This is a genomic window from Limnohabitans sp. Jir61, assembly GCF_003063545.1.
Lineage (GTDB): Bacteria > Pseudomonadota > Gammaproteobacteria > Burkholderiales > Burkholderiaceae_C > Limnohabitans.
Genome location: NZ_NESD01000001.1, coordinates 24,813 through 44,791 on the forward strand (window position 1 = coordinate 24,813; position 19,979 = coordinate 44,791).

A 19,979-nucleotide genomic window follows, 5' to 3' on the forward strand; every position below is an offset into this window, starting at 1 on the left:
GATTTAGAAAGACTTCAGGTTAAACCCAGAATTTCTGTGGATAACTTTGTTGATATCTACAGTTGAGAGGCTCCGAAGGCGCATGAATCAAGGGCTGGAACAAACTGCCTCAAAAAAATGCAAGCCAAGAATCCTATATAAATCAACAACTTAGAAATAATTAAAGTTTTTCAAAATGCTGCAAAAGAAAAAACCAACTTGGTGCGTTGGATCAACTTTTTTGTGCATAAGTGTCAAGTCGAAGTAAAACTTTTGGTGACTTGACACTTGGTTTGTTGACTCGCGATCAGGGTTTTCTTAGTGCGCGTGAGTGGTTGTGCACCGTCTCCACCAACACACCTACGCTCTCCGGCGGGGTAAATTGGCTGATGCCGTGACCCAGGTTGAAAATTTGGGTGGGGCCGGTCGTGGTTTTGTCTGTGTGGGGTTTGCCAAAGGCGTCCAACACGCGGCGCGCTTCAGTCGCAATGGCGTCGGCTGGCGCAAACAACGAGTTGGGGTCAAGGTTGCCTTGCAAGGCTTTGCCGGGGCCGCCCACTTCGCCACCCACTTGGGCGCGAGCTTTGGCGAGGTTGACCGTCCAGTCCACGCCCAACACTTCGCAGTCGAGGTCGACCATCTCTGGCAACCACAAGCCACCGCCCTTGGTGAACACCAAGCGGGGAATGACCGCGCCATCGTGTGAGCGCTTGAGTTGTGCCAACACGCGCTTGGTGTAAGCCATGCTGAACTGTTGGAACATGCCGTCGGCCAGTACGCCGCCCCAGCTGTCAAAAATCATCACGGCTTGCGCGCCGGCTTCAATTTGGGTGTTGAGGTACAGGGCCACCGCATCGGCATTGATTTCCAAAATGCGGTGCATCAGGTCGGGGCGGCTGTACATCAGGGTTTTGACTTGGCGGTAGTCGTCTGAGCCTGCGCCTTCAACCATGTAGCAAGCCAAGGTCCAAGGGCTGCCTGAAAAGCCGATCAAAGGCACGCGGCCGTTGAGTGCTTTGCGAATGGAGGTGACGGCGTCAAACACATAGCGCAGCTTGGCCATATCGGGCACAGCCAGCTCGTTGACGGCCGCTTCATTGCGCACGTTTTTGGCGAACTTGGGGCCTTCGCCTTGGGCGAAAGACAGGCCCAAGCCCATCGCATCAGGCACGGTCAAGATGTCGCTGAACAAGATGGCGGCATCGAGCGGGTAGCGCTCAAGCGGCTGCAAGGTGACTTCTGTTGCGAAGTCGGTGTTGGTGGCCAAGCCCATGAAGCTGCCGGCCTTGGCGCGCGTGGCGCAGTATTCAGGCAAATAGCGTCCTGCTTGGCGCATCAGCCAAACGGGGGTGTGGTCGGTGGCTTGGCGCATGCAAGCGCGCAAAAAGGTGTCGTTTTGGAGTGGTGCAAACATGGCGACATTGTCGCCGAGGACGGGCTTAGCCCAGTTGACGGTGCTCAACCATCAAGCAAAGGTTTTGCACGACGACCAAGCCAGCGTCTGTCGCTTGTTTGGCGGCTGCGTCATTCACTACGCCAATTTGCAGCCACAGCGATTTAGCCCCAATGGCAATGGCTTCTGCTGCGATGGGCGGGATGTCTTCAGAGTTGCGAAAACAGTTCACCATGTCGATGCGTTCGTGCATCGCCGCTTCGGTGAGTGAAGCGTAGGCTTTTTCACCCAGCACTTCGGGTGCATTGGGGTTGATCGGCACGATGCGAAAGCCGTTGTCTTGCATGTACTTGGCCACCCGAAAACTGTCGCGATGCGGTTTGGGCGAGAGGCCCACCACGGCAATGGTTTTGCAGTTGGCGAGGCTTTGACGAATGGCAGCTTTGGTCATGACCGTTAAGTTCCTCGTGACGTCGGTGAGGGTTTAGTTGCGGGTGATGATGGTCGCTGCATTGGGTTTGGCGGGCAGTGCAAAACCTGTGGTGGGTTTTGCTGGGTCGGCGGCGGGCAAGGTGGCCAGCGCTTCTTTCATCTTGCTCACACTAAGTAACTCTGACAACACCAGCGGCGCTTTGCCCGGCGCATGCAGTACATACACAGGCACGCCGCTGCGGCCCAACGCGGTGAGCGCGGCGGTGATGGCGGGGTCACGGCGCGTCCAGTCGGCTCGCATGAGGGTGACTTGGTGTGCGGCAAAGTCAGCCAACACTTCGTTGTTGGAGAGCGTAGATTTTTTGTTGATCTGGCAGGTCACGCACCATGCGGCGGTGAAGTCCACAAACACGGGGCGGCCTTGGGCCAGGCTTTGGGCCACGGCAGCTTCGGACCATGGCTGCCAAACGGCGCTGCCGTTGGATGCGGAGCCGTTGCTTGCGGAGTTGCTTTCTACGGCGCTAGTGGCTGGCGCATTCAATTCTTCTGCAAAGCTAAACGCACCCCAAACCAAGGCTGCCGCAATCAGCCAGGCCAAACCACGCGCAGCCGGTGTGTGTTGTTTGAGCGCCCAAATCAAAGCGGCGAGCAACAGCAAACCACCCAGAGCAAACATGGCGGCATCCAAGCTGGTTTGTTGGCCCAACACCCACAGCAGCCACACCACGGTGGCCAACATGGGGAAGGCCAACAGCTGGCGCAGCGTGACCATCCAAGGGCCAGGGTGTGGCAACAGGCGGGCCACCGCCGGCATGAAGCTGGCTAGCAAATAAGGTGCGGCCAGCCCCAAGCCCATGGCGACAAAAATGCTCAGCGCTTGCCAAGTAGGCAAGGTCATGGCCAGCCCTAACGAGGCACCCATGAATGGCGCGGTGCAAGGCGATGCCACAGCCACAGCCAGCACGCCTGATAGGCCTGCGTCCATGACGGGATGTTTGTATTGAAAGCTGGCCACGCGTGAAGGCAGGATTTGCCCGAACTCAAACAGGCCAAACAAATTCAACGCAATAAGCGTGAAGAAGGCAGCCAGCACACTCACCACCACGGGCGACTGCAGCTGAAAGCCCCAGCCCAATTGCTCACCTGCTGCACGCAGCGCCAACACGCCAGCGCCCAAGGCCAAGAAGCTCAACACCACACCTGCGGTGTAGGCCATGCCCGCCACGCGGTGTGCACGGTGTGCACGACTGTGTTGCGCAAATCCCAACAGCTTGATGGCCAGCACCGGCAGCACGCAAGGCATGAGGTTGAGGATCAGGCCACCGACAAATGCGCCCGCCACAGCCAGCGCAAAGCCAAGCCAGCTTTGATCGGTTGTGGGCGCTTGAACGGCAGGCGCTGTCGACGAGGGGATGTCACTGACATTTGGCCATGATTGTTTGACTGGGCCAGAGACTAAAAAGCCTTGCCGCTGATCACCATCACCGAGCGTGAGTATTGCGCCAAAACTTTTGGGCTCGGTCACGCGCATGTTGCTGAGCGGCAGCTTGACCGTCCACACATCGCCTTGCCAAGTTTGGTTGGCTAAAGGGTGTTGTTCTGCGGCAGATTCAACCAGCTCAGCAGCCTCTGGGAAGAGGCTCAAGGTTTTGCCATGCAACGCAGTGGGTAAACCGCTGACTTGCATGACCAAGAGTTGTGCCTCGAAGCTGATGGTGGCTTGGGCGGTGTTCAGTACTTGGGGTTGTTGCGCCATCAAGTCTTCAAACGCGGCAGCATGCGGCGCAAAACTGCTGTTGACTGGGATGTGCAAATCAAAGTCGCCTTCTTGCGGAATGCATTCGAGACGGCACACCAGCCAGTTGGCGTGCAGCTGAATGTCAAGTCCTTGTTTTGCGTTTGGCTTGAATTGTTTGGATACCGTGAGCGGGACGGCCAGCAACACCGTCTTCTCGAACCCGTAGTTGGTGAGGTTGCCAACCTTGAGTTTGTGCGGCAGTGGCCATTGCACATCGCCTGCCGTCATGCCCGCTGGCAAGTTGAGTTCAATTTGTGTCGGCAGCCCAGAGTCGCCGGGGTTATGCCAGTAGGTGTGCCACTCGGGCTGGTGCGTGAGCTGCAAGCCTAACCACAACGGCTGGCCAGCTTGCACGCCTTGCGGCGCATGGGCCACCAGCTCTGCGCGAATCTGCGGCGTGCTGACAACGGCGGAGGGTGCGTTTTGCGCCCATGCCGTGCCAAATAGGCAACCAGCGACGAAGAGACGAGATATGAGTTTGAGCATGCATCTGATGTTACCTAGGCCGTGACAGCTGTGAGTCACAGGGGCCATGGCGGGAAAGTAAGATGGCGGGCATGACTGCGAACACCAGCACACAGACCTCTCATCGTTGGGCTGAGCTCAATACCCGTGACTTTGCGACGCTTGATCCCGCGCGAACCGTGGCCGTGTTGCCCTTGGGGGCGACTGAACAACACGGGCCGCATTTGCCATTGTCGGTGGACACGGTGTTGGTAGATGGTGTGGTCAATGCTGCGCTGACTCATTTGGCGTCGACTGACCCCGTGTTGGTGTTGCCCACGCAGACGGTGGGCTTGAGCACCGAACACACCGCATTTGCAGGTACGCTGCACTTATCGCCACAAACTTTGATGCAGTTGTGGTGCGACATCGGTGCGTCAGTGGCGCGTGCGGGTGTGAAGAAGTTGTTGTTGTTCAACGCCCATGGCGGCAATGTCGGGTTGATGGATGTGGTGGCGCGCGAGTTACGCGCCCAGCATGGCTTGATTGTTTACAGCAGCAGTTGGTACAACCTACCCATTGATGGCGCGGTGATGGAGCAGTTCTCGGCGGATGAGCATCGTTTTGGCATTCATGCTGGCGATATTGAAACCTCCATGATGCTGGCGCTGGCGCCCGCCAGTGTGAACATGGCAGAAGCGCAAAACTTTGCCTCTACTGCGCAAGACCGCGCCAAACACTATGTGGTGTTGGGTAATGGCAAAAGCGCCAAACTCGGTTGGCACATGCAAGACTACAACCCGCAAGGTGCTACTGGCAACGCGGCCGCTGCAATGTCCGCCAAAGGCGAGACGCTGGTGCAAAGCGCGGGTGAGCAATTGGCGCTCTTGCTCAAAGAGCTGATGGCATTACCCCTGAGCACGGTGCGCGTGTAAACCGTGCACTTTTAAGCGAAGGTGATCCAGTCTTTGTGGCTGGGCGTTTCTAGGTGCGCCAGACCGTTGAAGCTGATCAGGCTGTGGCGTTTGGGGTTGAAACTGAATTCACTCACAGCACTGTTGCGTAAACGCATGTTGAGCTCGATGCTGTTTTCTGGGCTGGTGCGCAGCACATGAGCCACCGCTGTGGCAATCGGACCGCCGCTAGAAACTAGCAATACATTGCCATCGCAATTGGCGCGAATGTGGTCGAGTGCCGAGGTGACGCCCTTCACAAACTCTGTGTAACTTGGCATGCCTTGCGGGCTGACTACACCCGTCATCCATTGTGTGAGGCCGTCGCGTAGCAAGCGGAAATGTTGTTTGTATCCTTCGGGCGTGGTGGGCTTGACCAACTCTCCCGGTAGGATGGTGCGAATGATGGCATCTGCGTCATATTCATTGAGGCCAGGCCAAATCAGGGCCTCGTGTTGCGTGCCCATGCCTTGTTGAATGCCTGTCAAGGTTTGTGAGTGGCGCTTCATAGCGCCTGTGACAACTGCGTCGAACGTGAGGCCTTGCGCTTTCCAGTGCTCGCCGAGACGGCGGCTTTGTTGATCGCCCAAAGGGCTAAGTTGGTCATAGTCGGTAGCACCTAGAGAGGCTTGTCCGTGTCGCACTAAAAAGAGTTGTCCCATGGCAGCTGTGTAGTTTGTTTCAAATCATTCTGGCGATAAATCACATTTGTGCCAGTCGCTACTGAGACGTGTTGTCACCTTGGATGCACAGGCGCTTTTTTGCTAAGAAATACAATCACAATCACGCCAAGGCCAAACACCAGCGATTGCATGTCCAAGGTCTCACCAAGTAATGGAACAGAAAATAGCATGCCTAAGAAGGGTTGGACCAGCTGCACTTGGCTGACACGTACCGTGCCACCCAAAGCAAGACCGCGATACCAAGCAAAGAAACCAAGCCACATTGAAAACACACTCATGTAGGCAAATGCGCCCCAGCTGATGAGTGGTATCTCGATGTCAGGCCAACTCCATATGGCGAGCGGTGTGGTGATGGGCAGTGAGATGACCAAGGCCCAGCAGATGACGTGTTCGGCTTGCATGTGCTTTGACAAGCGACCTCCAAAACCGTAGCCCACGGCTGCGCAGGCCATGGCCACAAAGAGCATGAGGTCTGCTGCTTGTAAATGCAAGGTAGCGAAGGTGCTGCCCGCGCGTAGCAGTGCATAGCCTACAACCCATGCGCATCCCAAGATGCCACACAGCCAAAACATGCGGCTTGGGCGTTGGCGGTGTAGCCATGCCCCCACGATCGCCGTAGCTAAAGGCAGAACACCTAAGATGACACTGGCGTGTACTGCCGGCACATGGCGCATGGCTAAGGATGTGAAAAAAGGAAAACCAAACACCACGCCTCCAGCTGTCATGGCCAATGCGGGCCAATCTTCACGTACGGGGCGTTTGGCTCGCATCCAAGCCAGCAAGCACAAGGACAACATGCCCGCCACCATTGCGCGCCCCATGGCAATGAAAAGCGCTGACATCAGCGGCCCTTGCACAGTGCCTGTGGCAATGCGCGCCATGGGTAAGGTTGCGGCAAAGAGGGTGACACCCAATAAGCCCAACCACAGTCCACGCGAAGATGAAGAGGCGTCTTGCATGCGCAGACTTTAAGCCTGTTTCAAATCAATCACGTTTCTGCGCTGCGTGCTGCTCATGCAGGTGAGGAGAGTTGCTCCCAGCGTTCAAGGGCTGCCATCAAAGCGTCTTCAATCTCGGTGTCACGTTTGTGGATTTGCGCCACCTTTGCGGGGTCGCTGGCGTAGAGGCTGTTGTCGCTTAAGGCGGCTTGTGTTTCTTTGTGTTCTGCTTCTAGTGAGGCAATGAGCTCTGGCAGGGCTTCTAGTTCGCGCTGTTCTTTGTAGCTGAGCTTGCGCGTTTTAGCTGTGGATGGCGCGGCTGTCGCTGCGGGCTTGGCGGCTTCTGCTGCTGCTTTGGCAGTCACAGGTGCGGCTGGCTTGACTTGCGGCGCTAGGCTGCGAGCGCGTTCAGACTGGATGAGCCAATCTTGCACGCCACCTTCGTATTCGCGCCAGAAGCCGGGCTTGTCGTCCGTGCCTTCAAACACCAAGGTGCTGGTGGCCACGTTGTCGAGGAAGGTGCGGTCATGGCTGACGATGAACACTGTGCCGTCATAGTTTTGCAGCAACTCTTCGAGCAATTCAAGCGTGTCAATGTCCAAGTCGTTGGTGGGTTCGTCCAGTACCAGCACGTTCGCAGGGCGCGCAAACAAACGAGCCAGTAACAATCGGTTGCGCTCGCCACCTGAGAGCGAACGCACAGGGGATGTGGCTCGGGCAGGTGAAAACAAGAAGTCGTCCAAGTAGCTTTTGACGTGTTTGCGTTGCGTGCCAATTTCAATCCACTCGCTACCCGGACTGATGAAGTCTTCCAGCGAAGCGTCCATGTCTAAGCCGTTGCGCATCTGGTCAAAGTAGGCCACTTGCAGGTTTGCACCTTGGCGAATTTTGCCGCTGTCGGCTTCAAGCTCGCCCAAGATCATTTTCAACAGGGTGGATTTGCCTACGCCGTTCGGGCCAATTAAACCAATCTTGTCGCCGCGCAAAAAGGTGGCTGAGAAGTTCTTGGCAATCACTTTGCCGCCGAAAGCTTTGTCCACTTCTGTGAGTTCGGCCACGATCTTGCCTGTGGGTGCGCCACTGGCCACGTCTAGCTTGACACGGCCTACAGCATCGCGGCGTGCCTCGCGTTGGGCTCGCAAAGCTTCTAAGCGGCCAATGCGACTTTGGCTGCGCGTGCGTCGTGCCTCAACGCCTTTGCGAATCCAAACCTCTTCACCCGCCAACAGCTTGTCGGCCTTGGCGTTGATAACGGCTTCTTGTGCGGCTTGTTCTTCTTTTTGCAGTTGGTACTGCGAGAAGTTGCCAGGGTAGGTGAGCAAGTGGCCGCGGTCCAATTCCACAATGCGTGTGGCGACTTTGTCGAGGAATGAGCGGTCATGGGTGATGGTGATGATGCTGCCCTTGAAGTCAATCAAGAGTTGCTCCAGCCATTCAATGCTGTCAAGGTCCAGGTGGTTAGTCGGCTCGTCAAGCAAGAGCACATCAGGCGAGGTGACCAAGGCTTGTGCAAGAGCGACGCGCTTGAGTGTTCCGCCTGAGAGGGCATTGATGCGTGCATCTGGGTCAAGGTGCAGGCGATGCAATGTTTCTTGCACACGCTGTTCCCAGTTCCAGCCGTCAAACATTTCAATCTCGTTTTGCATGGCTGTGAGGTCGCCCTCGCCTGCAGAGTACTGTTCGATCAGATGAATCACACGTGCAAGCCCCGCACTGACAGATTCAAAGACGGACGCTGTGCTTTCGAGGTGCGGCTCTTGCGCAACATAAGTCACGCGCAAGCCTTGCTGAACGCGTAGGTCTCCATCATCAGGCTTCTCAAGTCCGCCCAAGATGCGTAACAAAGAGGATTTGCCTGCGCCATTGCGACCAATCAGGCCTACTCGCTCAGCAGTTTCAAGAGAGAACTCTGCGTGATCTAGCAGAGCAACATGCCCAAAAGCGAGTTGGGCGTTTTGTAAAGTAATTAAAGACATGCCGCATTATCAAGGGCCCTGCTAGCAGGAAGCCTGTCAATGTGCGGCCTTCTTGCGGAGAAGGGCCGTAAATGGGCCCATTGCGAACTTTTTTGAAAATAGTTGCGCGCAGCCAAAAAAGTAGTGCTATACTGTCGGGCTCCGCTGATGAGAACTGTTAAGGGTTAACCCGAAACGTGATTGGTGGAGGTGGTAGAAAAGATTTTTAAAATTTCTTCGAAATGTTCAAAAATCCGATGTATACTACAAGGCTTCGCTGATCGCAGCGAAGTTGCTCAAGTAGTTGAGTGGTTCATTAAAAACATACAGCCGATAAGCGTGGGCGTTTGATGGTGATTGCCAAGTTCTTTAGGAACTTAGCTTTAATTAGCTAACAAACGCTCATGAAGTAAAAAAGATGTGAAATTCGTCAAAGAAAATCACGTCGATTCCAATTTATGAGTTGGTTGAAAGACCAAAAAAATTATCAAGATCGAACTATAGAGTTTGATCCTGGCTCAGATTGAACGCTGGCGGAATGCTTTACACATGCAAGTCGAACGGCAGCACGGACTTCGGTCTGGTGGCGAGTGGCGAACGGGTGAGTAATATATCGGAACGTGCCCAGTCGTGGGGGATAACGTAGTGAAAATTACGCTAATACCGCATACGATCTAAGGATGAAAGCGGGGGATCGCAAGACCTCGCGCGATTGGAGCGGCCGATATCAGATTAGGTAGTTGGTGAGGTAAAGGCTCACCAAGCCAACGATCTGTAGCTGGTCTGAGAGGACGACCAGCCACACTGGAACTGAGACACGGTCCAGACTCCTACGGGAGGCAGCAGTGGGGAATTTTGGACAATGGACGCAAGTCTGATCCAGCCATTCCGCGTGCAGGACGAAGGCCTTCGGGTTGTAAACTGCTTTTGTACAGAACGAAAAGGTCTCTATTAATACTAGGGGCTCATGACGGTACTGTAAGAATAAGCACCGGCTAACTACGTGCCAGCAGCCGCGGTAATACGTAGGGTGCAAGCGTTAATCGGAATTACTGGGCGTAAAGCGTGCGCAGGCGGTTATATAAGACAGATGTGAAATCCCCGGGCTCAACCTGGGAACTGCATTTGTGACTGTATAGCTGGAGTGCGGCAGAGGGGGATGGAATTCCGCGTGTAGCAGTGAAATGCGTAGATATGCGGAGGAACACCGATGGCGAAGGCAATCCCCTGGGCCTGCACTGACGCTCATGCACGAAAGCGTGGGGAGCAAACAGGATTAGATACCCTGGTAGTCCACGCCCTAAACGATGTCAACTGGTTGTTGGGTCTTCACTGACTCAGTAACGAAGCTAACGCGTGAAGTTGACCGCCTGGGGAGTACGGCCGCAAGGTTGAAACTCAAAGGAATTGACGGGGACCCGCACAAGCGGTGGATGATGTGGTTTAATTCGATGCAACGCGAAAAACCTTACCCACCTTTGACATGTACGGAAGTTACCAGAGATGGTTTCGTGCTCGAAAGAGAACCGTAACACAGGTGCTGCATGGCTGTCGTCAGCTCGTGTCGTGAGATGTTGGGTTAAGTCCCGCAACGAGCGCAACCCTTGTCATTAGTTGCTACATTTAGTTGGGCACTCTAATGAGACTGCCGGTGACAAACCGGAGGAAGGTGGGGATGACGTCAAGTCCTCATGGCCCTTATAGGTGGGGCTACACACGTCATACAATGGCTGGTACAAAGGGTTGCCAACCCGCGAGGGGGAGCTAATCCCATAAAACCAGTCGTAGTCCGGATCGCAGTCTGCAACTCGACTGCGTGAAGTCGGAATCGCTAGTAATCGTGGATCAGAATGTCACGGTGAATACGTTCCCGGGTCTTGTACACACCGCCCGTCACACCATGGGAGCGGGTTCTGCCAGAAGTAGTTAGCCTAACCGTAAGGAGGGCGATTACCACGGCAGGGTTCGTGACTGGGGTGAAGTCGTAACAAGGTAGCCGTATCGGAAGGTGCGGCTGGATCACCTCCTTTCTGGAAAACTGCAATCTAAATTGAACGTCCACACTTATCGGTTGTTTTGAAGGTTGTCGTCGATTAAGCTCATATTGCTGAGTAAGTCGCGACCGGCTTGGGTCTGTAGCTCAGTTGGTTAGAGCACTGTGTTGATAACGCAGGGGTCGTTGGTTCGATTCCAACCAGACCCACCAAACGTCTAAGTGATTCATTGGGGGATTAGCTCAGCTGGGAGAGCACCTGCTTTGCAAGCAGGGGGTCGTCGGTTCGATCCCGTCATCCTCCACCATTTATTCATTCAACAACAAAGCAGCTTCTGTTGAGGCTTCTTTGTTGTTGATCGATATTGATTGATTAACTAGGCTGTTCATTAAAAATTCATAGAGTAGATATCAGAGTTACTAGCGGAAACTGCACATTCGTAAAGGTTTAGTGCAGACCGTGCCGCTAGTAACATTTTTGATTGCGTCAAAACGAATATTCAAATTTCAATTTGGATTTCAAGTAATGACGAATGTTCTTTAATAGCGATATTGAAGGATTATTCATATTACGGCATAACGCGACAGGTGAGAGACCTGTCAAATCAGTCCTTGAAAACAATTTTTGATCTCGAAAGAGGCGTCAAAGTTATAGGGTCAAGTGACTAAGAGCATATGGTGGATGCCTTGGCAATGATAGGCGACGAAAGACGTGATAGCCTGCGATAAGCTTCGGGGAGCTGGCAAATTAGCTTTGATCCGGAGATTTCTGAATGGGGAAACCTTACCGAAAGGTAATCCTGCAGTGAATACATAGCTGCAGGAGGCGAACCGGGTGAACTGAAACATCTCAGTAGCTCGAGGAAAAGACATCAACCGAGATTCCGAAAGTAGTGGCGAGCGAAATCGGAGAAGCCTGCTAGTGATAGCACAAGACTTAACGGAACAACCTGGAAAGGTTGACTATAGAGGGTGATAGTCCCGTACGTGAAAAGACCTGTGTGGTACTAAGCTAGCGACAAGTAGGGCGGGACACGTGTAATCCTGTCTGAATATGGGGGGACCATCCTCCAAGGCTAAATACTCATCATTGACCGATAGTGAACTAGTACCGTGAGGGAAAGGCGAAAAGAACCCCGGGAGGGGAGTGAAATAGATCCTGAAACCGTATGCTTACAAAAAGTAGGAGCCCGAAAGGGTGACTGCGTACCTTTTGTATAATGGGTCAGCGACTTACATTCAGTGGCAAGGTTAACCGAATAGGGAAGCCGTAGAGAAATCGAGTCCGAATAGGGCGAATTAGTCGCTGGGTGTAGACCCGAAACCAAGTGATCTATCCATGGGCAGGATGAAGGTGCCGTAACAGGTACTGGAGGTCCGAACCGACTAATGTTGCAAAATTAGCGGATGACCTGTGGATAGGGGTGAAAGGCTAAACAAACTTGGAAATAGCTGGTTCTCTCCGAAAACTATTTAGGTAGTGCCTCAAGTATTACCTGCGGGGGTAGAGCACTGTTTTGGCTAGGGGGTCATGGCGACTTACCAAACCAATGCAAACTCCGAATACCGCAGAGTACAGCTTGGGAGACAGAGCACCGGGTGCTAACGTCCGGACTCAAGAGGGAAACAACCCAGACCGCCAGCTAAGGTCCCTAAAATTGGCTAAGTGGGAAACGAAGTGGGAAGGCTAAAACAGTCAGGATGTTGGCTTAGAAGCAGCCATCATTTAAAGAAAGCGTAATAGCTCACTGATCGAGTCGTCCTGCGCGGAAGATGTAACGGGGCTAAGCCAGTTACCGAAGCTGCGGATTTGCAATTTATTGCAAGTGGTAGGAGAGCGTTCTGTAAGCCTGTGAAGGTGCGTTGTAAAGCGTGCTGGAGGTATCAGAAGTGCGAATGCTGACATGAGTAGCGTTAAAGGGGGTGAAAAGCCCCCTCGCCGTAAGCGCAAGGTTTTCTACGCAACGTTCATCGGCGTAGAGTGAGTCGGCCCCTAAGGCGAGGCAGAGATGCGTAGTTGATGGGAAACAGGTAAATATTCCTGTACCGATGTGTAGTGCGATGTGGGGACGGAGAAGGTTAGCTCAGCAGACTGTTGGATATGTCTGTTCAAGCCTGTAGTCGTGCCTGGTAGGTAAATCCGCCGGGCTTAGATGAGGGGTGATAACGAGGATGCTTGCATCCGAAGTGAGTGATACCCTGCTTCCAGGAAAAGCCACTAAGCTTCAGCTACACACGACCGTACCGCAAACCGACACTGGTGCGCGAGATGAGTATTCTAAGGCGCTTGAGAGAACTCAGGAGAAGGAACTCGGCAAATTGACACCGTAACTTCGGAAGAAGGTGTGCCTTTAGTATGTGAACCTGTACAAGGGGAGCAGAATGAGGCCTCAGAGAATCGGTGGCTGCGACTGTTTAATAAAAACACAGCACTCTGCAAACACGAAAGTGGACGTATAGGGTGTGACGCCTGCCCGGTGCTGGAAGATTAAATGATGGGGTGCAAGCTCTTGATTGAAGTCCCAGTAAACGGCGGCCGTAACTATAACGGTCCTAAGGTAGCGAAATTCCTTGTCGGGTAAGTTCCGACCTGCACGAATGGCGTAACGATGGCCACACTGTCTCCTCCTGAGACTCAGCGAAGTTGAAATGTTTGTGATGATGCAATCTCCCCGCGGAAAGACGGAAAGACCCCATGAACCTTTACTGTAGCTTTGTATTGGATTTTGAACGGATCTGTGTAGGATAGGTGGGAGGCTTTGAAGCCGGGACGCTAGTCTCGGTGGAGCCAACGTTGAAATACCACCCTGGTGCGTTTGAGGTTCTAACCTAGGTCCATTATCTGGATCGGGGACAGTGCATGGTAGGCAGTTTGACTGGGGCGGTCTCCTCCCAAAGCGTAACGGAGGAGTTCGAAGGTACGCTAGTTACGGTCGGACATCGTGATGATAGTGCAATGGCATAAGCGTGCTTAACTGCGAGACTGACAAGTCGAGCAGATACGAAAGTAGGACATAGTGATCCGGTGGTTCTGTATGGAAGGGCCATCGCTCAACGGATAAAAGGTACTCTGGGGATAACAGGCTGATACCGCCCAAGAGTTCATATCGACGGCGGTGTTTGGCACCTCGATGTCGGCTCATCTCATCCTGGGGCTGTAGCCGGTCCCAAGGGTATGGCTGTTCGCCATTTAAAGAGGTACGTGAGCTGGGTTTAAAACGTCGTGAGACAGTTTGGTCCCTATCTTCCGTGGGCGCTGCAGATTTGAGGAAGCCTGCTCCTAGTACGAGAGGACCGGAGTGGACACACCTCTGGTGTATCGGTTGTCACGCCAGTGGCATTGCCGAGTAGCTATGTGTGGAAGAGATAACCGCTGAAAGCATCTAAGCGGGAAACTCGTTTCAAGATGAGATCTGCCGGGGCCTTGAGCCCCCTAAAGAGTCGTTCAAGACCAGGACGTTGATAGGTCAGGTGTGGAAGCGTAGTAATACGTTAAGCTAACTGATACTAATTGCTCGTGCGACTTGACCCTATAACTTTGATCTATTGATCAAGGAAGTTATGCCAAGTGACGCATTCAAAAACAAAATCTGATATCTCTCTATGAATTCGTTGCCTTGATTCAATCAAGGTGACAACAAGTTATGCCTGATGACCATAGCAAGTTGGTACCACTCCTTCCCATCCCGAACAGGACCGTGAAACGACTTAGCGCCGATGATAGTGCGGGTTCCCGTGTGAAAGTAGGACATCGTCAGGCTATTACAGCCTCAGAAACCCCCACTCGACCGAGTGGGGGTTTTTGTTCCCAGGCTCTCTATCTGAGGATAGAGATGTTTGGAGATTCTTCTTAATGAAAAATCTCCAAACATTTGCAAAGTGGCACTTAGTTGTGCTATACTGCAAGGCTTCGCTGATCGCAGCGAAGTTGCTCAAGTAGTTGAGTGGTTCATTAAAAACATACAGCCGATAAGCGTGGGCGTTTGATGGTGATTGCCAAGTTCTTTAGGAACTTAGCTTTAATTAGCTAACAAACGCTCATGAAGTAAAAAAGATGTGAAATTCGTCAAAGAAAATCACGTCGATTCCAATTTATGAGTTGGTTGAAAGACCAAAAAAATTATCAAGATCGAACTATAGAGTTTGATCCTGGCTCAGATTGAACGCTGGCGGAATGCTTTACACATGCAAGTCGAACGGCAGCACGGACTTCGGTCTGGTGGCGAGTGGCGAACGGGTGAGTAATATATCGGAACGTGCCCAGTCGTGGGGGATAACGTAGTGAAAATTACGCTAATACCGCATACGATCTAAGGATGAAAGCGGGGGATCGCAAGACCTCGCGCGATTGGAGCGGCCGATATCAGATTAGGTAGTTGGTGAGGTAAAGGCTCACCAAGCCAACGATCTGTAGCTGGTCTGAGAGGACGACCAGCCACACTGGAACTGAGACACGGTCCAGACTCCTACGGGAGGCAGCAGTGGGGAATTTTGGACAATGGACGCAAGTCTGATCCAGCCATTCCGCGTGCAGGACGAAGGCCTTCGGGTTGTAAACTGCTTTTGTACAGAACGAAAAGGTCTCTATTAATACTAGGGGCTCATGACGGTACTGTAAGAATAAGCACCGGCTAACTACGTGCCAGCAGCCGCGGTAATACGTAGGGTGCAAGCGTTAATCGGAATTACTGGGCGTAAAGCGTGCGCAGGCGGTTATATAAGACAGATGTGAAATCCCCGGGCTCAACCTGGGAACTGCATTTGTGACTGTATAGCTGGAGTGCGGCAGAGGGGGATGGAATTCCGCGTGTAGCAGTGAAATGCGTAGATATGCGGAGGAACACCGATGGCGAAGGCAATCCCCTGGGCCTGCACTGACGCTCATGCACGAAAGCGTGGGGAGCAAACAGGATTAGATACCCTGGTAGTCCACGCCCTAAACGATGTCAACTGGTTGTTGGGTCTTCACTGACTCAGTAACGAAGCTAACGCGTGAAGTTGACCGCCTGGGGAGTACGGCCGCAAGGTTGAAACTCAAAGGAATTGACGGGGACCCGCACAAGCGGTGGATGATGTGGTTTAATTCGATGCAACGCGAAAAACCTTACCCACCTTTGACATGTACGGAAGTTACCAGAGATGGTTTCGTGCTCGAAAGAGAACCGTAACACAGGTGCTGCATGGCTGTCGTCAGCTCGTGTCGTGAGATGTTGGGTTAAGTCCCGCAACGAGCGCAACCCTTGTCATTAGTTGCTACATTTAGTTGGGCACTCTAATGAGACTGCCGGTGACAAACCGGAGGAAGGTGGGGATGACGTCAAGTCCTCATGGCCCTTATAGGTGGGGCTACACACGTCATACAATGGCTGGTACAAAGGGTTGCCAACCCGCGAGGGGGAGCTAATCCCATAAAACCAGTCGTAGTCCGGATCGCAGTCTGCAACTCGACTGCGTGAAGTCGGAATCGCTAGTAATCGTGGATCAGAATGTCACGGTGAATACGTTCCCGGGTCTTGTACACACCGCCCGTCACACCATGGGAGCGGGTTCTGCCAGAAGTAGTTAGCCTAACCGTAAGGAGGGCGATTACCACGGCAGGGTTCGTGACTGGGGTGAAGTCGTAACAAGGTAGCCGTATCGGAAGGTGCGGCTGGATCACCTCCTTTCTGGAAAACTGCAATCTAAATTGAACGTCCACACTTATCGGTTGTTTTGAAGGTTGTCGTCGATTAAGCTCATATTGCTGAGTAAGTCGCGACCGGCTTGGGTCTGTAGCTCAGTTGGTTAGAGCACTGTGTTGATAACGCAGGGGTCGTTGGTTCGATTCCAACCAGACCCACCAAACGTCTAAGTGATTCATTGGGGGATTAGCTCAGCTGGGAGAGCACCTGCTTTGCAAGCAGGGGGTCGTCGGTTCGATCCCGTCATCCTCCACCATTTATTCATTCAACAACAAAGCAGCTTCTGTTGAGGCTTCTTTGTTGTTGATCGATATTGATTGATTAACTAGGCTGTTCATTAAAAATTCATAGAGTAGATATCAGAGTTACTAGCGGAAACTGCACATTCGTAAAGGTTTAGTGCAGACCGTGCCGCTAGTAACATTTTTGATTGCGTCAAAACGAATATTCAAATTTCAATTTGGATTTCAAGTAATGACGAATGTTCTTTAATAGCGATATTGAAGGATTATTCATATTACGGCATAACGCGACAGGTGAGAGACCTGTCAAATCAGTCCTTGAAAACAATTTTTGATCTCGAAAGAGGCGTCAAAGTTATAGGGTCAAGTGACTAAGAGCATATGGTGGATGCCTTGGCAATGATAGGCGACGAAAGACGTGATAGCCTGCGATAAGCTTCGGGGAGCTGGCAAATTAGCTTTGATCCGGAGATTTCTGAATGGGGAAACCTTACCGAAAGGTAATCCTGCAGTGAATACATAGCTGCAGGAGGCGAACCGGGTGAACTGAAACATCTCAGTAGCTCGAGGAAAAGACATCAACCGAGATTCCGAAAGTAGTGGCGAGCGAAATCGGAGAAGCCTGCTAGTGATAGCACAAGACTTAACGGAACAACCTGGAAAGGTTGACTATAGAGGGTGATAGTCCCGTACGTGAAAAGACCTGTGTGGTACTAAGCTAGCGACAAGTAGGGCGGGACACGTGTAATCCTGTCTGAATATGGGGGGACCATCCTCCAAGGCTAAATACTCATCATTGACCGATAGTGAACTAGTACCGTGAGGGAAAGGCGAAAAGAACCCCGGGAGGGGAGTGAAATAGATCCTGAAACCGTATGCTTACAAAAAGTAGGAGCCCGAAAGGGTGACTGCGTACCTTTTGTATAATGGGTCAGCGACTTACATTCAGTGGCAAGGTTAACCGAATAGGGAAGCCGTAGAGAAATCGAGTCCGAATAGGGCGAATTAGTCGCTGGGTGTAGACCCGAAACCAAGTGATCTATCCATGGGCAGGATGAAGGTGCCGTAACAGGTACTGGAGGTCCGAACCGACTAATGTTGCAAAATTAGCGGATGACCTGTGGATAGGGGTGAAAGGCTAAACAAACTTGGAAATAGCTGGTTCTCTCCGAAAACTATTTAGGTAGTGCCTCAAGTATTACCTGCGGGGGTAGAGCACTGTTTTGGCTAGGGGGTCATGGCGACTTACCAAACCAATGCAAACTCCGAATACCGCAGAGTACAGCTTGGGAGACAGAGCACCGGGTGCTAACGTCCGGACTCAAGAGGGAAACAACCCAGACCGCCAGCTAAGGTCCCTAAAATTGGCTAAGTGGGAAACGAAGTGGGAAGGCTAAAACAGTCAGGATGTTGGCTTAGAAGCAGCCATCATTTAAAGAAAGCGTAATAGCTCACTGATCGAGTCGTCCTGCGCGGAAGATGTAACGGGGCTAAGCCAGTTACCGAAGCTGCGGATTTGCAATTTATTGCAAGTGGTAGGAGAGCGTTCTGTAAGCCTGTGAAGGTGCGTTGTAAAGCGTGCTGGAGGTATCAGAAGTGCGAATGCTGACATGAGTAGCGTTAAAGGGGGTGAAAAGCCCCCTCGCCGTAAGCGCAAGGTTTTCTACGCAACGTTCATCGGCGTAGAGTGAGTCGGCCCCTAAGGCGAGGCAGAGATGCGTAGTTGATGGGAAACAGGTAAATATTCCTGTACCGATGTGTAGTGCGATGTGGGGACGGAGAAGGTTAGCTCAGCAGACTGTTGGATATGTCTGTTCAAGCCTGTAGTCGTGCCTGGTAGGTAAATCCGCCGGGCTTAGATGAGGGGTGATAACGAGGATGCTTGCATCCGAAGTGAGTGATACCCTGCTTCCAGGAAAAGCCACTAAGCTTCAGCTACACACGACCGTACCGCAAACCGACACTGGTGCGCGAGATGAGTATTCTAAGGCGCTTGAGAGAACTCAGGAGAAGGAACTCGGCAAATTGACACCGTAACTTCGGAAGAAGGTGTGCCTTTAGTATGTGAACCTGTACAAGGGGAGCAGAATGAGGCCTCAGAGAATCGGTGGCTGCGACTGTTTAATAAAAACACAGCACTCTGCAAACACGAAAGTGGACGTATAGGGTGTGACGCCTGCCCGGTGCTGGAAGATTAAATGATGGGGTGCAAGCTCTTGATTGAAGTCCCAGTAAACGGCGGCCGTAACTATAACGGTCCTAAGGTAGCGAAATTCCTTGTCGGGTAAGTTCCGACCTGCACGAATGGCGTAACGATGGCCACACTGTCTCCTCCTGAGACTCAGCGAAGTTGAAATGTTTGTGATGATGCAATCTCCCCGCGGAAAGACGGAAAGACCCCATGAACCTTTACTGTAGCTTTGTATTGGATTTTGAACGGATCTGTGTAGGATAGGTGGGAGGCTTTGAAGCCGGGACGCTAGTCTCGGTGGAGCCAACGTTGAAATACCACCCTGGTGCGTTTGAGGTTCTAACCTAGGTCCATTATCTGGATCGGGGACAGTGCATGGTAGGCAGTTTGACTGGGGCGGTCTCCTCCCAAAGCGTAACGGAGGAGTTCGAAGGTACGCTAGTTACGGTCGGACATCGTGATGATAGTGCAATGGCATAAGCGTGCTTAACTGCGAGACTGACAAGTCGAGCAGATACGAAAGTAGGACATAGTGATCCGGTGGTTCTGTATGGAAGGGCCATCGCTCAACGGATAAAAGGTACTCTGGGGATAACAGGCTGATACCGCCCAAGAGTTCATATCGACGGCGGTGTTTGGCACCTCGATGTCGGCTCATCTCATCCTGGGGCTGTAGCCGGTCCCAAGGGTATGGCTGTTCGCCATTTAAAGAGGTACGTGAGCTGGGTTTAAAACGTCGTGAGACAGTTTGGTCCCTATCTTCCGTGGGCGCTGCAGATTTGAGGAAGCCTGCTCCTAGTACGAGAGGACCGGAGTGGACACACCTCTGGTGTATCGGTTGTCACGCCAGTGGCATTGCCGAGTAGCTATGTGTGGAAGAGATAACCGCTGAAAGCATCTAAGCGGGAAACTCGTTTCAAGATGAGATCTGCCGGGGCCTTGAGCCCCCTAAAGAGTCGTTCAAGACCAGGACGTTGATAGGTCAGGTGTGGAAGCGTAGTAATACGTTAAGCTAACTGATACTAATTGCTCGTGCGACTTGACCCTATAACTTTGATCTATTGATCAAGGAAGTTATGCCAAGTGACGCATTCAAAAACAAAATCTGATATCTCTCTATGAATTCGTTGCCTTGATTCAATCAAGGTGACAACAAGTTATGCCTGATGACCATAGCAAGTTGGTACCACTCCTTCCCATCCCGAACAGGACCGTGAAACGACCTAGCGCCGATGATAGTGCGGGTTCCCGTGTGAAAGTAGGACATCGTCAGGCTATTACAGCCTCAGAAACCCCC

General features: G+C 52.5%; 7 protein-coding genes, 4 tRNA genes and 6 rRNA genes. 11 read left to right on the forward strand and 6 right to left on the reverse strand.

The window, feature by feature from the left end; genetic code table 11:
- Positions 1 to 286: 286 nt before the first annotated feature.
- Genes hemE through B9Z35_RS00120 form a run of 3 tightly spaced genes read right to left on the reverse strand, consistent with a single transcriptional unit; the run spans position 287 to position 4,088 of the window.
- Entirely contained in the window at positions 287 to 1,393 is a 1,107-nt protein-coding gene (hemE, locus tag B9Z35_RS00110; protein ID WP_108282739.1) for a uroporphyrinogen decarboxylase, read from the reverse strand.
- 25 nt (positions 1,394 to 1,418) lie between these two features.
- Complete coding sequence (locus tag B9Z35_RS00115; protein ID WP_108281673.1) at positions 1,419 to 1,823, reverse strand: CoA-binding protein; 405 nt, start codon at positions 1,821 to 1,823, stop codon at positions 1,419 to 1,421.
- Positions 1,824 to 1,856: 33 nt separating this feature from the next.
- Positions 1,857 to 4,088, reverse strand: a complete 2,232-nt coding sequence (locus B9Z35_RS00120) for a protein-disulfide reductase DsbD (protein ID WP_108281674.1) — start codon at positions 4,086 to 4,088, stop codon at positions 1,857 to 1,859.
- 71 nt (positions 4,089 to 4,159) lie between these two features.
- On the opposite strand from B9Z35_RS00120, the gene B9Z35_RS00125 reads away from it, so the two are divergent.
- Positions 4,160 to 4,981, forward strand: a complete 822-nt coding sequence (locus B9Z35_RS00125; RefSeq protein WP_108282740.1) for a creatininase family protein — start codon at positions 4,160 to 4,162, stop codon at positions 4,979 to 4,981.
- Positions 4,982 to 4,992: 11 nt separating this feature from the next.
- Here B9Z35_RS00125 and B9Z35_RS00130 read toward each other — a convergent pair whose 3' ends face one another.
- The 3 genes from B9Z35_RS00130 to B9Z35_RS00140 form a co-directional block, all read right to left on the reverse strand.
- Positions 4,993 to 5,661 carry a histidine phosphatase family protein gene (locus B9Z35_RS00130; protein WP_108281675.1) on the reverse strand — a complete coding sequence of 223 codons (669 nt, stop codon included), beginning with the start codon at positions 5,659 to 5,661 and terminating at the stop codon, positions 4,993 to 4,995.
- Positions 5,662 to 5,735: 74 nt separating this feature from the next.
- Positions 5,736 to 6,641, reverse strand: coding sequence for a DMT family transporter (locus B9Z35_RS00135; RefSeq protein ID WP_108281676.1), 906 nt, complete (start codon positions 6,639 to 6,641; stop codon positions 5,736 to 5,738).
- Positions 6,642 to 6,694: 53 nt separating this feature from the next.
- Positions 6,695 to 8,596 carry an ATP-binding cassette domain-containing protein gene (locus tag B9Z35_RS00140; protein WP_108281677.1) on the reverse strand — a complete coding sequence of 634 codons (1,902 nt, stop codon included), beginning with the start codon at positions 8,594 to 8,596 and terminating at the stop codon, positions 6,695 to 6,697.
- 474 nt (positions 8,597 to 9,070) lie between these two features.
- Here B9Z35_RS00140 and B9Z35_RS00145 point away from each other — a divergent pair.
- The 10 genes from B9Z35_RS00145 to rrf (B9Z35_RS00190) all read left to right on the forward strand — a co-directional run bounded on the left by B9Z35_RS00145 (position 9,071) and on the right by rrf (B9Z35_RS00190) (position 19,957).
- Positions 9,071 to 10,605 (forward strand): 16S ribosomal RNA (locus B9Z35_RS00145).
- Between the two features lie 99 nt (positions 10,606 to 10,704).
- A tRNA-Ile gene (locus tag B9Z35_RS00150) sits at positions 10,705 to 10,781 on the forward strand.
- Positions 10,782 to 10,800: 19 nt separating this feature from the next.
- A tRNA-Ala gene (locus tag B9Z35_RS00155) sits at positions 10,801 to 10,876 on the forward strand.
- 347 nt (positions 10,877 to 11,223) lie between these two features.
- Positions 11,224 to 14,100, forward strand: a 23S ribosomal RNA gene (locus B9Z35_RS00160).
- 115 nt (positions 14,101 to 14,215) lie between these two features.
- A 5S ribosomal RNA gene (gene rrf, locus B9Z35_RS00165) occupies positions 14,216 to 14,328 on the forward strand.
- 371 nt (positions 14,329 to 14,699) lie between these two features.
- Positions 14,700 to 16,234: ribosomal RNA gene (locus B9Z35_RS00170) — 16S ribosomal RNA — on the forward strand.
- Positions 16,235 to 16,333: 99 nt separating this feature from the next.
- Positions 16,334 to 16,410, forward strand: a tRNA-Ile gene (locus B9Z35_RS00175).
- 19 nt (positions 16,411 to 16,429) lie between these two features.
- Positions 16,430 to 16,505, forward strand: a tRNA-Ala gene (locus B9Z35_RS00180).
- Between the two features lie 347 nt (positions 16,506 to 16,852).
- Positions 16,853 to 19,729 (forward strand): 23S ribosomal RNA (locus B9Z35_RS00185).
- A 115-nt stretch (positions 19,730 to 19,844) separates the two neighbouring features.
- A 5S ribosomal RNA gene (gene rrf / locus B9Z35_RS00190) occupies positions 19,845 to 19,957 on the forward strand.
- Together the 16S, 23S and 5S rRNA genes with 4 tRNA genes alongside form the textbook arrangement of a ribosomal RNA operon.
- Positions 19,958 to 19,979: the final 22 nt, after the last annotated feature.